Raw genomic sequence first — 13318 nt, 5'->3', positions numbered from 1 at the left:
CTGTGCGCCTTTATTAACCGCCGGCGGTTAATAAAGGCGCACAGCAGAGCAGGTGGTTCGGGATCTCCTGCGTACGAAACCCGATTTTGGGCGCTTGTTGACAGGACTTTTTTCACTTCTGACCGGTCGGGTTCTTCACCTAACGTGGATCGAGTAGCCAGGGTTTGCGTGCGAATCCGGCACCGGTGGCCTCGTTGACGCCCGAAAGGGATGTTGGCGGGGCCGTTGCCGCAGTCCACCCGAACACCCAATGTCCGATTCGGGACTCGCGTCGGCTGATGAATCCTTTTTGCCGTCATTGGGCAATAGTGTGAGGGCGAAGAGATTCTGTGGTCGATTGTGGAGGGACGAACATGAGTGCAACCAAACCCGTCGTCGTAGCGGTAGACGGTTCGGAATCGGCGTCGTCGGCTGTCGTCTGGGCGGCGAGGACCGCTGTGGTGCTCGGTCGACCGCTCCACATCGCGACGGTGGTGCACATCCCAGCCTTCTACTACTCCGAGCCTTACCTCGCCGAGAGCTTCAAGGACGAACTGCGGCGCACTGCCACCGCTCGTCTGGACAGCGCACAGATCCTCGCGCGGCAAAGCATCGACGACGACCTCGAGATCGTCACCGAACTACTCGACGGCAGCGTCTCCGATCGCCTGATCGAATTGTCCAAGGGCGCGTACATCATTGCGCTCGGCCCTCGCGGGCACGGCGAATTCACCGGATTGGTCGTCGGTTCTGCGACGGTCTCGGTTGTCTCGCACGGCGAATCTCCGGTTGCAGTTGTCCGAGGTCGGACGCTCGACGGTCGACCGCCGACCGAGGGCCCCGTCGTCGTCGGTGTCGATGGATCCGAAAGCAGCATCGAGGCAGTCGAGCACGCTTTCGAGCAGGCCTCCGCGCGGGGCGCCACCTTGATTGCCGTCAACGTGTGGAGCGACGTGAGTGTGCAGCCCTCGTTGGGCGCCACCCCCGACGACCCACTGTGGAGCAGCATCCAGACGGGTGAGGAAGTTGTCCTCGCGGAGCAATTGGCCGGATTCACCGAGCGTTACCCGGACGTCGTCGTCGAAAGAGTCGTCGCGCGTGACCGTCCGGTCCGAGTCCTGAGCGAATACGCGGAGACGGCGCAGTTGATAGTCGTCGGCAGTCGCGGGCGCGGCGGATTCGCAGGAATGCTCCTCGGATCGACCAGTCGGGCGCTCCTGCACACCGCGGATTGCCCGGTTCTCATCGTCCGGCACGTCAACAAGTGAAGAGAATGCATTCCATGAGTTCTGAGTCCACCGTCTCCGGTACCGTTCGACGTGAGATGTCTTTTGGAGGGGTTCGATGACAACGCGGATATTCCTGGTCGACGATCACGAGATCGTCAGACGCGGATTGTTCGACCTACTCGGTGGGGTCGAGGACTTCGTGGTGGTGGGCGAGGCGGCGTCCGTGGGGGAAGCGCTGGCTGCGGTACCGCAGAGCAACGCCGACGTCGCTGTTCTGGATGTACGCCTGCCTGACGGCAACGGCGTCGAACTGTGCCGAGAACTCCGCTCGATGCTTCCCGACCTCCGCTGCCTGATGCTCACGTCGTACGCCGACGACGAGGCGTTGCTCGACGCGATCATGGCGGGCGCCTCGGGATTCGTCCTCAAGCAGATTCTCGGAACCGATCTGGTCGCTGCAGTCCGCACAGTCGGGCGCGGCGGTTCACTGCTCGACAGTCGTGCAACCGAGGCGCTGATGCAGCGGATCCGCAGCGACCGTACAGCTGATCCGTTGGCCGAACTTTCCGATCAGGAGCGAGCAGTCTTCGATCTCATCGGAGAGGGGCTCACCAACCGGGAGATCGGCGCGCGATTGTTCCTTGCGGAGAAGACGGTCAAGAACTACGTGACGCGTTTGCTCTCGAAGCTGGGCATGCAGCGTCGTACTCAGGCTGCGGTGCTGGCGACCGAAATCCGTAGCGGCAGTCGCTAGGATCTAACGACCGGATTTCGGTCGATTCGAGTTGGTGCGACCGAGCGGTACTCGCCAGAGCAGGCGTGCACCGCTCGGATCGTGATTGACGATCGTGCACGTACCGCCGCAATGTTCGGCGCGGCGCTCCAGATTGTGCAGTCCACTCTTGTGGAAGTCGGAGGGGAGTCCGACGCCGTCGTCCTCGATCGTGATCGCAAATTCGACGTCCGCGGTGACAGCGATGGTGATGTGGCGTGCGTGTGCATGCCGAAGGACGTTGCTCAACCCCTCACGCAGCACGGCTTCGGCGTGCTGGTGGATCCCGGGATTCACCAGAGTGTCGATGGCGCCGGAGAATTGGACGCTCGGGGTCACCGCGGACTGTGCGGTGGCGTCGCCGATGACATCGAGGAGGCGCCGGCGCAGGCTCGACGAATCGGTGGCCGTCGGAGTCTGCAGATCGAAGATGGTTGTCCGAATCTCGCGGACGGTCTTGTCGAGCTGTTCGAGAGATCGTTTGACAATCGCGCGCGCCGACTCCGGGAGGGTCTCGTCCGGAAGCGTGCTCTGCAGGCTCATTCCGCTCGCGAACAGTCGCTGGATGACGTTGTCGTGCAGGTCTCGTGCGATGCGGTCGCGGTCGGCGAGAACGGACAACAGGCGTTGCGCCTTTTGTTTCTCGTCGAACTCGATTGCAACGGAGCCGAGTTCGGCCATCGACTCGATCCGGGTCAGTTCGTCGTGATCCCAGTGTGTGTTGGTGGAATTCGACGCCACGATGACCGCGCCGACTACACCCGAGGCGACGCACATCGGTGCCACTACCGCACTCCCAGCCGACGGCACCAGTTCGGTGAGTGCGCCTAAAGTGGTGAGTACCTGTAGCTTTCGAGTGCTCCGCACCACGTCGAACGGATAAGTGGTCGCCGGGATTCTGACGCCACGTGACGTGGTCCGGGCGCTGGCCGCGGCGTGAACCTGTGCGTAGCCGTTCTCGCAGATCACCACGATCACGTCGTCGACGCCGGTCAGGTCCCGAACGCGACTGGCAAGAAGTTGCAGACCGTCCTCGAGCGAGTCACCGGCCAGCAATCGCGAGCGGATGGCAGATGTTGCGGTGAGCCATCTTTCACGAGTTCGTGACTGCTCGAACAGTCGGGCGTTTTCCACAGCGATACCGGCTGCGATGGCGAGGGCTTCGAGAATGACCTCGTCTTCCTGGGTGAACTCGGCCTGTCCCCGTTTCTCGGTCAGGTAGATGCTTCCGAACACCTTTCCCCGCATCATGATCGGCGCTCCGAGGAAGCTCTCCATCGGTGGATGATTTGCGGGGAATCCCACCGATTCGGGATGGTCGCCGAGATGGGCCACACGCAAAGTCTGCGGGTGATTCATCAGAACACCCAGCACGCCATGACCTTCGGGGAAATGTCCCATGGTCGCGCGTTGGGACCCGGAGATTCCCTCGTACACGAATTCCGAGAGCCCGCCCCCCGGCGCCGCGACCCCCAGGGCGCCGTAGCGGCAATCCAGAACCGTTGTCGCAGAGGTGATGATCCGTTGAAGCGTCAGGTCGAGGTCCAGGCCGGAGCCGACCACCAGGACCGCCTCGAGCAGGCGGTGGAGTGTCGGTATGTCGGCATTGGAATCGCCCAGGCGGTCGAGCAACTCGCCGAACGTACGTGCCGGACTGTGACCCGAAGCTTCGACCATGGTCGAAGCATATCGCCTCACCGAACGTCAGCTCTCCTGGCGGCGACCTTCCCACCACGACGACCAGTGATGCTTGATCTCGTCGAACTCGTCATCGCTCAGGTCGTAGGTGGTCAGCAGGATGGACATGCCTCCGTCGGGCCGCTGCGCCGTCACCGACTGGGTGGCGACAGACAGCAGGCCAGGGCCGAGATCCTCGACTGTCAACCCGAATTGGTGGTCGGTGACGTAGTCGACGACGCCTTCGAAATAGTCGCCGGGAGCGATTGTCACCGCGTACCGACTTCCCGCTTCCAATTCGATTTCGGTGAGCCCGAGGACGCTTGCCACGTTCTCACCGGGGAGCAGAAGGCCGTCGAGATAAATGGTTCTACGCTCGGCCAGTCCGTGGTGCTCCACTGCGAATCTGAGCAGCTGGAGGAATGTCGTCCAGCCCTCGGTGATGTCGTCGTACCAGTCGTCGTCGGCAGATTTGGCCGGTCGGTCGATGCGGACGACCGTCTTGCCGTCCTGTTCGCGAAGTGAGAAACGGTCGCCGTTTCCGAGTTTCAGCGTCAACGCTTCGGGGTCGGCCTCAGCGGTGGAATAGATCTGGGTGATTTCGTCGTCGAGTCCGTCGTACTCCCAGCCGAACCAACGTCGAATCAGCGACGGGTCGCGCAGCGCGGGCCAGAGTACGGACGGGGCTGCGACGATGGACACTTCGATCACGGTTTCGCTCACGCGGAAGACGCTACCGATTTCAGCCCTTCATGGCGACGGTCAGTAGAAATGCAACGTCTTCGAGCGCTTCGACGCTGTGCCGGTCGGCCGGGACGGTCAGGAAATCACCCGTGGATCCTTTCCACTGGTCACTCCCACACACAAGATTCAGCTTCCCGCTCAGGACCAACAACGTGGCTTCGCCCGGACTGTCGTGTTCGGCGAGGCTCTTGCCGGCGCTCAGCGCGATCACCGTCTGTCGCAGGCTGCGCTGGTGGCCACCGTAGACGGTTTGTGAACTGCGACCGCTGGTCGCCGAGCCCGCCAGTTTCAACTGTTGGCGAGCGAGAGCGGTCAGTGACTTCTTGTCCATCGAAGACCTCTCGGAAGCGGTGAATGTCCTTCTTGGAGTATGACCGACTCACTCGCGAGGTGCCTCGTTATCGGCGGAAGTCGGTCAGCGCGTGTACTCCAACCAGCGGAAGCGCAGGCCGCTCTTCTCCGAGGTCTGCCAGGGCTCGTCGGATTTCAGGTTCCATTCGGGGCCGATCTCGGGAGCAAAAGCATCACCGGCGATGTCGAGGTCGATCTCGGTCACCAGTAGATGCGTCGCGAATGGCAGTGCAGCCGAATAAATTTGCCCGCCACCGACGACGAAGACGTCACCGTCCGGCAACGCCAGGGCGTCGTCCAGACTGCGGACCACCTCGGCGCCTTCGGCGTGCCATTGCGGATCGCGTGTGACGACGATGTTCCGACGCCCGCTGAACGGACGGAACTTCGATGGAATGGAGTCCCAGGTGCGCCGCCCCATGATTACCGGATGGCCCATGGTGACGCGTTTGAAGTAAGCCATGTCCTCGGACACGCGCCACGGGATCGAGTTGTCGGCGCCGATGACGCCGCCGTGGGCCTGCGCCCAGATGAGGGTGACTGTGCGATCGGTCATCGTCAGACCGCTACCGGGGCTTTGATCGCGGGGTGGTGCTGGTAGTCGACGATCTCCACGTCCTCGAAGGTGTAGTCGAAGATGGAGTCGCGCTTGTTCAGCTTCAGGGTCGGCAACGGCAGCGGTTCGCGGCCGAGCTGCTCGGTCACCTGGTCGACGTGATTGTCGTAGATGTGGCAGTCGCCGCCGGTCCAGACGAACTCGCCGACGTCGAGTCCGGCCTGCTGGGCCATCATGTGGGTGAGCAGCGCGTAGCTGGCGATGTTGAACGGAACGCCGAGGAACATGTCGGCGCTGCGCTGGTACAGCTGGCAGGAGAGCTTGCCGTCGGCGACGTAGAACTGGAAGAAAGCGTGGCACGGCGCCAGGGCCATCTGTGGAATGTCGGCGACGTTCCACGCCGAAACGATGATCCGCCGCGAATCGGGGTTGGAGCGCAGGGTCTCGACGGTCTGCGTGATCTGGTCGATGTGCTCGCCCGAAGGGGTGGGCCAGCTACGCCACTGGACGCCGTAGACGGGGCCGAGTTCACCGTTCTCGTCGGCCCACTCGTCCCAGATGGAGACGCCGTGCTCGTGCAGCCACGCCACGTTGGAGTCGCCGCGCAGGAACCACAGGAGTTCGTTGACTATCGACTTGAGGTGGACCTTCTTGGTGGTGACGAGCGGAAAGCCGTCGGCAAGATCGAAACGCATCTGGTGACCGAAGATGCTGCGGGTGCCGGTTCCGGTTCGATCGGATTTGGCGGTACCCGTCTCCATGACGAGCCGGAGGAGGTCTTCGTAAGCAGTGGAGACAGTCACGGGAATCAGTCTAGGGCCTGCCCTGCTGTGCGCCATTATTAACCTCCCGCGGGTAATAAAGGCGCACGGCAATATAGCCTCGGCACATGCGCGAACTCTTGGTGATCGGTATCGGTGCTGGTGATCCCGACCAGGTGACGGTTCAGGCGATCAAGGCCATGAACAGGGCCGATACCTTCTTCATCATCGGAAAGGGTGACGAGAAGCAGGCTCTGGTCGACTTGCGCACCGGCATCCTCGACGAGCACGTTCACCTCGACTACAAGGTGGTCGAGATCACGGACCCGCCGCGGGACCGAGCCCCCACCGATTACGAGGGAGTCGTCGAGGACTGGCACGAGCGTCGGGCCGCGAAATTCGAAGCGGAATTCGCGGCCGAACCTGGCGTCGGCGCGATTCTCGTCTGGGGTGACCCTTCCCTGTACGACAGCACTCTGCGGATCGTCGAGCGCGTGCTCGCTCGCGGGAGAGTTTCGTTCGACTACTCCGTCATCCCGGGAATTACCAGCGTGCAGTCGCTGGCTGCACAACACCGGATCGTCCTGAACCGAATCGGCGAACCCATCCACATCACGACCGGCCGCAAACTGGCCGAGGGATTGCCCGACGGCGTGGACAATGCCGTCGTGATGCTCGACGCGCATTGCACCTTCACTCAGGTAAGCGAAAACGACGCCGAGATCTGGTGGGGCGCGTACCTCGGGACCCCGGACGAGGAGTTGATTTCCGGCAAACTGCGTGACGTCGAAGATCGGATCGTCGCTCGCCGGGCGGAGTTGCGTGAGAAGCACGGTTGGATCATGGATACGTACCTCGTTCGGCGCTGACAACCGACCCTGAATTTGCCGCCTCGATCCTGCACTCTTGGTCCCGAACGACGGTCCGCGCACCTATGATCTGCGCATGACATCGTTCGGGCAGGACCGACTGCAGTCGATTCTGCCCGCGCCGCGTGGCCGTGAAAAATCAGCTGTGAAGTCGGCTTTCGGCCTTCTGGTTCAGTGGTATCGGCGTCCTGATCAATTCGACAGTTTCAATCGATACCTCGCCACGAAGGGCCTGGAGCTAGCTGTCCGATTGCTGGTCATCGGCTCGCTGACGACGGTCATCATTGCGATGACTCTGCTGCGCTTCAGCGACGCGGGCGTGCACAACCACGTCACCAGCGTCGTCAACGCCGTTATCATCGCCGTCACGATTGCGGTGATCGTGCTCTTCTGCCTTCTGCCCGAAATCACGCGTCGGTGGTCGTACTTCTTTGTCGCCTACTGCGAGGTCGGCGTATTCGTCGGTGTGTTCTTGAACAACGACCCTTTCATCGGGTTGATCCAGTGTGTGCTCTTCGTACTGATCGGTGGTTACATCGCGTACTTTCACAACGCGAGACTCCAGGCGATCCACATCGCGCTGTCCATCGTGATTCTGGCAGTGGTCGGCCGAAAGGTCGCGGTCTACGCGGATCCTGCGTTGGCCACAGCACTGTGCCTGATCATCGCCACCGGGATCGTGGTCATCCCGTTCGCCTGCCAGTTCGTCCTCTCACTTCTCGGCTCCGACGCGGACAGTTCGGATGTGGATCCGTTGACAGGGCTTCTGAATCGGCGCGGGCTGCAGCGAGCTGTTGTCGAAATGGGGGCGACGGGGCATGCGTCGAGCAAGTCGTCGTATGTCGTCGCGATTGTCGATGTCGATTCGTTCAAGAGCGTCAACGACTCACAGGGGCACGAAGAAGGCGATCTCGTACTTCGCCAGATTGCTGATCGACTGCGGTGGTGCGGCGGCGAGAAGGCGCTCTTCGCCAGATTCGGTGGGGACGAGTTCGTGTTGGTAGACACGATAGACGTCGGCGCAGCGCCTGCGTTCGAAGACAATCTGCGAAGGCACTTGCGAATCGACGATCGTGATCCGGTAGTGACCACCAGCGTCGGAGTCGCGATCACCTCTGCCGAATGGTCGTCGATTATTTCCGACGAGGAGTTGACGGAACTGTTTCGAGTAGCCGATGCCTCGATGTACCGCGCGAAGGCCGCCGGCGGCGATCAGGTTGTGATGTGGGACGGCAAACAGTGAAAATTGTCTGATTGCGGGGAGTTGACTGGATTACCCTGACCCTATGGAATCTGCCGAGAGTGTTGAGCGTTCGGACGCCGTGGCGTCTCGACGACCGCTCTCGGGTCCCGCGTTCCGGCTGATCTCTTCTCAACTTGTCGATTGGTATCGGCGTCCGGACCAATTCGACACCTTCAATCGCTATCTCGCGGACAAAGGGTTGACCGTCGCCTCGCGGTTTCTCGTCGTCTGCTCGTTGGTGCTGGTCACCGTGATCATGTTCCTCACTTGCTTCAGTCCACAGGGGCCGACCACTTCGCACGCGCGCACCGCGAACGCAGTCATCATGGTCATAACCGTGATGATGGCCGTCGCCCTCTCGACGAGGCGCAATCTCTCCCGTTCCTGGTCTTACGCCTTTGTGCTCTACTCGGAAGTGGGAATAGCGGCCGCAATGCTGCTGTACTCCAATCCACTTGCAGCACTGGCACACGCCGTGATGTTCTCGGTGATCGGCGGATACATCGCGTTCTTCCACAATGCTCGAATACAGAGCCTTCACATGTTGTGGGTATTCGTCGTGGTCATCGGCATCGTGACACGTACGGCCGTGGTCGAAAACGATGTGGATGCTCCGGTTCTGGTCGCGTTGGTAGTACTGGTCGGCGCGGCAATCTACGTGATTCCCTTTGCCTGTCAGTTCATTTTCTCCATCCTCGGCACCGACGCGTTGAACTCGCAATTGGACCCACTGACCGGACTGCTCAACAGGAGGGGACTGGCCGACGAAGTGCGACTGTTGCTGGAGCGGTCGTACACGCACTCGGCACTCTTGGTAGTCGCCGCCGTCGACATCAATCGATTCAAGGCCATCAACGACGAGTACGGACATACCGTCGGTGACGCTGTGATCGAAAAAGTCGGATCGAGGCTGGTCGAATGCGCCGGCCCGGCGGCCTTGATCGCACGGATAGGCGGCGACGAGTTCGTCATCGTCGATTCGGTCGATCAACGCTCGTTCCATCGACTCGAACATGAGCTACTCCGTTCGACGATCACCTCGCCCGATCATCCCGAGGTGGCGATGAGCGTCGGAATCGCGAAGATTGCAGGGCCTTTCGAATCAGCGGATGATGCGCTGGTCGCCTACCCGACTCTGCTGCGGCGAGCGGATCGGGCGATGTACTCCGCGAAGGCACGCGGTGGGCATTCGGTGGTTCTGCAGACGGAAACGGACTGAGCGCGCTGTGAGTGTCCGTGGTCGGCGTTAGTCTGTTGCCATGCCTGAACTACCCGAGGTGGAAGCGCTGGCAGGGTTCCTTCGTCAGCACGCGGTCGGCGCAGTGGTGGGACGCGTCGACATCGCTGCATTGAGTGTGCTCAAGACCTTCGATCCGCCGATCACTGCTCTGCAGGGGCGTGACGTCACGGGCGCCGCCCGCTTCGGGAAGCATCTGGCTCTGGATTGCGACGGGCTGTGGTTGGTCACGCATCTCTCCCGTGCCGGCTGGATGCGCTGGCTGGACAATCCATCGGCGACGCCGCCGAAGCCGGGGAAGGGGCCGTTGGCGCTGCGCGTTCATTTCTTCACACCCGAAGGTTCGACGCCGGCATTCGATCTCACCGAAGCCGGCACCAAGAAACGCCTCGCCGTCTGGGTCGTGAACGATCCGCAGGAGGTTCCGGGCATCGCCCGGTTGGGGCCGGACGCGATGGCTGTGACCGAAGCCGAGTTCGCACAGATTCTGGGCGGAACGTCGGCGCGGATCAAGAACTCGATAGTCGATCAGTCGTTGATCGCCGGTATCGGGAACGCCTACTCGGACGAGATCCTCCACACCGCGAAACTCTCGCCATTCGCGACCTCGTCGCGGCTGACGCCGGATCAGATTTCGACGCTGTATGCCGTGATGCGATCCACGCTGGCCGACGCGATCGAGCGTTCGGAAGGTCAGGACGCGGCCCGGCTCAAGGGTGAGAAACGCTCGGGGATGCGAGTACATGCTCGTACCGGACTTCCGTGCCCGGTGTGCGGTGACGTCGTACGCGAAGTGTCGTTCGCGGAGCGTTCTTTTCAATACTGCGCGACGTGCCAGACCGGCGGTAAGCCGTTGGCGGACAGGCGAATGTCGAAACTGCTCAAGTAGCGAACTGCGCTGCGAGTAGTTCGACGAACTCGCGGGCGAGTGCCGACGAATGGGTGGGTTCGGTGATTGCGTGGACGATCCGATGCGGCGCATCGGTGATCGGAATACAGACCAATTCGGAGTGCAGGGCGCTCATGGACTGGGGGAGCAAACCTACGCCCAGGCCGTTGGCGGTCAGTGAACAGATCAGGTCTACCGAGTTGGCTTCAAGTGTTTTTCCCCGAGGGACCTGTGATTCGGCGAAGGCTTGGTCGGTTTGGACACGGGCCTCGCTGCCGGAGGCGAAGTCCACGAGAGTGTGATCGCGTAGGTCTTCGAGCCTGATCGACGAAGCCTGGGCAAAGGGATGGTCGGGAGCAACGAACGCTGCGGTGGGTTCACTCCACAGTGGCGCGGCGGCAAAGCTCTTGGGTAGGCGACCTGCGGCCAATCCGACAATGCCGACGTCGATTGCACCGGACCGGACTCCTTCGATAACTACTTCACTGCCGTACGGTCGCGCGGTGATGTTGATTGCAGGGTGGCGCCGTGTCAGATCTGCCAGTGCGCGTCCGACGTCGACGCGCCCCGCCGAGGTGATGGTGCCGACCGTCAACCGCACTTGCTCGTTGCTCCGTGCGGAGACATCACTGACGAGTCTCGACACGGCGCCGAGTACCTCGCGGGAGCGGGCGACAAAAACCTCGCCTGCAGCAGTCAGGCCGACGTTTCGGCTGTTCCGGTTGAACAATTCGACTCCCAGTTCCTTTTCGAGGTCTCTGATCTGGGCACTCAAGGCGGACTGGGAAACGTGCAACCGCGACGCTGCTCGGCTGAAGTGTCTGTCTTCCGCGACTGCCAGGGCGTAGCGGATGTGACGTAGTTCCATTGCACCAATCTATCGTTTCTGGAGATAGATCATGCATATCTATCTATTGGACGCGCGTCGGTGTAGGCGGTCATGCTTGACGACATGATTTCAAGCGACGCGCGTCCGAGGCTCGGACTACCGATAGTGCTGCTGATGGCTGCAGCGACGGGCCTGTGCGCGGGCGGTAACTATTTCAACCAGCCACTCCTCGATTCCATCGCAGATCACCTGAATGTGTCGGCCTCCGCAGCGGCCGCGACGGTGACCATCGCGCAGGTCGCGTATGCACTCGGATTGATACTTCTGGTTCCGGTGGGCGACATGGTGGACCGACGCAAGCTGACGGTAGGGCTCATGCTGCTGGCGGCGACCGGTCAAGCGGTCAGCGGATTTGCGCCCAACTTTGCCACGCTTGCAGTGGGAATCGCTGTCGCTGGAGTCTTTTCGGTCGCCGCCCAGGTGCTGATTCCGTTTGCCGCCTCACTGGCCGAACCTGAGAGGTCCGGTCAGGTGGTCGGCACGATCATGAGTGGACTGCTGATCGGAATCCTGCTGGCGCGAAGCGTTGCCGGCGTCCTCTCCGGACTGGGAGGTTGGTCGACGGTATACAAGGTTGCGGCGGTGCTGATGGTGGTGATGGCCGTGGCATTGTGGCGATCTCTGCCTTCCGATTCCGCAGATCGCCCGAAGGCAAGCTACCGCGCAACGCTCGCTTCGGTAGGGAAGTTGGCTGCGACCCTGCCGCGCCTGAGAACCCGATCGGCCATGGGCGGACTGGCTTTTGCTGCTGTCAGCACCGTCTTCACGACGATGGCCTTTCTTCTGTCCGGCGAATTCGGCTACAGCGACACTCAAATCGGCTTGGTCGGACTACTCGGTGTGGCGGGAGCTTTGATGGCGACGGTGGCGGGCAGGCTGGCCGATCGGGGATTGGGTCAGCTGGCGACCGGCGGCGCCATCGCGATTCTCTTGGTGTCGTGGCTTCCCTTTGTCGCCGGTGCCACCCACGTGGTGTGGTTTCTCGTTGCCATCGTCCTTGCCGACCTCGCGCTGCAGGGAGTGCACGTCAGCAACCAGAACGTGATCTACGCCCTTGTCCCCGAAGCACGTTCGCGTGTGAATTCCGTGTACATGACCACCTACTTCGTCGGTGCTGCCGTGGGCTCGGCGGTGGGGTCAGTGGTGTGGAAGTCGTACGGCTGGAACGGAGTATGCATCGCCGGGTTGGTCTTCTCCGTTGCAACGGCGATGGTGTGGGTGCGTGATCGCCGACTGGGGACGGCAGAACTGCGAATCCCGGAATCCCCTGTTGCAGTGGGATAGGCACCCACACCTTCTCGGCTCCAGCACCTTTCAGATTTCGGCACCGTCCACCAGGATCTTGCCGACGCGTTCGGGAAAGAACGACACGTGGTCGTCGATCCCGGACGCTTCGGCGGTAGTGAACGGATAGAACCACGCCAGATCCTCGATCGGAGCGAGTTCGGTTGTGCCGGTGAACGACAGATATGACGCAGTGCCCTTGTAGGGGCAGGCCGTGGTGGTCGGGGACGGCGCAAAGTACTCGCTGCGAACGTCGATTCTCGGAATGTAGTACCGCGTGGGCAGTCCGGTTTCGAAGAGCAGTCTGGGTCGTGTCGTCTCGGCGACCAGTACGTCGCCGACAAAGACCTGGACGTGGCGGGACGAGGGGAGTGCGTCGATACGTACGTATGGATCGCGGGCGTGGACAAAGACCTGTTGATCCTCCTCGTACCAGGCGTCCATGCGATCCCAATAGAATGCGACGTACTCACTCAGATCCAGGGAACCGTCGAACTGTTCAGGGTAGGTCCAGACGGCGTCCTCGGCCCGGCGATCCCCGATCTCGATCGTCCAGTAGGTGGCGTCACCTTTCCATGGGCAATGGGTGGTCGTCGACGTCGGGACGAGGAATTCGGTACGAACGTCCGCGAGGGGGATGTAGTACATCGGCAGGCGGCCGCGTTCGAAAAGGTATACCGAACGAGTGGTGTCTGCGACGGCGTGACCAGCGAAGAAGGCTCGAATTCGGCGGGGGTTCGGCTCCAGTGCGATCCGCCCGTTGGAAGCTGTGATCTGTGTGTCTTCTGCGTGAGTCAGTGCTGTGGACATTCGCGAATGCTCCTGAGATCGGCAGGGT

At 61.7% G+C, this 13318-nt stretch carries 14 protein-coding genes; 7 read left to right on the top strand and 7 right to left on the bottom strand.

Features of this window, described 5'->3' with window-relative positions; all coding sequences use genetic code 11:
- Positions 1–353: 353 nt before the first annotated feature.
- Together RWT78_RS12715 and RWT78_RS12710 are read left to right on the top strand one after the other, a co-directional pair.
- Positions 354–1247: a universal stress protein gene (locus RWT78_RS12715; protein ID WP_314675985.1), complete on the top strand. Its 894-nt coding sequence runs from the start codon at positions 354–356 to the stop codon at positions 1245–1247.
- Between the two features lie 76 nt (positions 1248–1323).
- Complete coding sequence (locus RWT78_RS12710) at positions 1324–1962, top strand: response regulator transcription factor (protein ID WP_003946380.1); 639 nt, start codon at positions 1324–1326, stop codon at positions 1960–1962.
- A gap of 3 nt (positions 1963–1965) precedes the next feature.
- Here RWT78_RS12710 and RWT78_RS12705 read toward each other — a convergent pair whose 3' ends face one another.
- From RWT78_RS12705 to RWT78_RS12685, 5 genes are all read right to left on the bottom strand, one after another.
- Positions 1966–3657 (bottom strand): GAF domain-containing protein, encoded by a 1692-nt coding sequence (locus RWT78_RS12705; RefSeq protein WP_042921348.1) that lies wholly within the window; start codon positions 3655–3657, stop codon positions 1966–1968.
- 27 nt (positions 3658–3684) lie between these two features.
- Positions 3685–4380 carry a hypothetical protein gene (locus RWT78_RS12700; RefSeq protein WP_073512716.1) on the bottom strand — a complete coding sequence of 232 codons (696 nt, stop codon included), beginning with the start codon at positions 4378–4380 and terminating at the stop codon, positions 3685–3687.
- A gap of 19 nt (positions 4381–4399) precedes the next feature.
- Positions 4400–4732, bottom strand: coding sequence for a cupin domain-containing protein (locus tag RWT78_RS12695; RefSeq protein WP_003946336.1), 333 nt, complete (start codon positions 4730–4732; stop codon positions 4400–4402).
- A gap of 84 nt (positions 4733–4816) precedes the next feature.
- Positions 4817–5308: a dihydrofolate reductase gene (locus tag RWT78_RS12690; protein WP_003946393.1), complete on the bottom strand. Its 492-nt coding sequence runs from the start codon at positions 5306–5308 to the stop codon at positions 4817–4819.
- A 2-nt stretch (positions 5309–5310) separates the two neighbouring features.
- Positions 5311–6147: a thymidylate synthase gene (locus RWT78_RS12685; RefSeq protein ID WP_042449066.1), complete on the bottom strand. Its 837-nt coding sequence runs from the start codon at positions 6145–6147 to the stop codon at positions 5311–5313.
- Positions 6148–6197: 50 nt separating this feature from the next.
- On the opposite strand from RWT78_RS12685, the gene cobF reads away from it, so the two are divergent.
- The 4 genes from cobF to RWT78_RS12665 all read left to right on the top strand — a co-directional run bounded on the left by cobF (position 6198) and on the right by RWT78_RS12665 (position 10307).
- Positions 6198–6938, top strand: a complete 741-nt coding sequence (cobF, locus tag RWT78_RS12680; protein WP_064111748.1) for a precorrin-6A synthase (deacetylating) — start codon at positions 6198–6200, stop codon at positions 6936–6938.
- Positions 6939–7014: 76 nt separating this feature from the next.
- The gene (locus RWT78_RS12675) at positions 7015–8181 is read left to right on the top strand and encodes a GGDEF domain-containing protein (protein WP_276116248.1); all 1167 of its coding nucleotides are present in this window, start codon (positions 7015–7017) and stop codon (positions 8179–8181) included.
- 43 nt (positions 8182–8224) lie between these two features.
- Positions 8225–9400: a GGDEF domain-containing protein gene (locus tag RWT78_RS12670; protein WP_314675974.1), complete on the top strand. Its 1176-nt coding sequence runs from the start codon at positions 8225–8227 to the stop codon at positions 9398–9400.
- A 40-nt stretch (positions 9401–9440) separates the two neighbouring features.
- Positions 9441–10307 carry an Fpg/Nei family DNA glycosylase gene (locus RWT78_RS12665; protein ID WP_003946349.1) on the top strand — a complete coding sequence of 289 codons (867 nt, stop codon included), beginning with the start codon at positions 9441–9443 and terminating at the stop codon, positions 10305–10307.
- Here the strand turns inward: RWT78_RS12665 and RWT78_RS12660 are convergent.
- Positions 10300–11175, bottom strand: coding sequence for a LysR family transcriptional regulator (locus RWT78_RS12660; protein ID WP_218747649.1), 876 nt, complete (start codon positions 11173–11175; stop codon positions 10300–10302). The genes RWT78_RS12665 and RWT78_RS12660 overlap by 8 nt on opposite strands.
- A gap of 72 nt (positions 11176–11247) precedes the next feature.
- Here RWT78_RS12660 and RWT78_RS12655 point away from each other — a divergent pair, with 72 nt between their 5' ends.
- The gene (locus tag RWT78_RS12655; RefSeq protein ID WP_314675971.1) at positions 11248–12480 is read left to right on the top strand and encodes an MFS transporter; all 1233 of its coding nucleotides are present in this window, start codon (positions 11248–11250) and stop codon (positions 12478–12480) included.
- Positions 12481–12510: 30 nt separating this feature from the next.
- Here the strand turns inward: RWT78_RS12655 and RWT78_RS12650 are convergent, their stop codons facing one another.
- On the bottom strand, positions 12511–13290 hold the full coding sequence (locus RWT78_RS12650; protein ID WP_314675970.1) for a DUF427 domain-containing protein: 780 nt from the start codon (positions 13288–13290) through the stop codon (positions 12511–12513).
- Positions 13291–13318 lie beyond the last annotated feature (28 nt).

It is taken from the genome of uncultured Rhodococcus sp. (assembly GCF_963525155.1).
Classification (GTDB): domain Bacteria; phylum Actinomycetota; class Actinomycetes; order Mycobacteriales; family Mycobacteriaceae; genus Rhodococcus_F; species Rhodococcus_F qingshengii.
The sequence above is the reverse complement of the archived record's forward strand: the minus strand, read 5'-3'. Positions and strand labels throughout refer to the sequence as shown.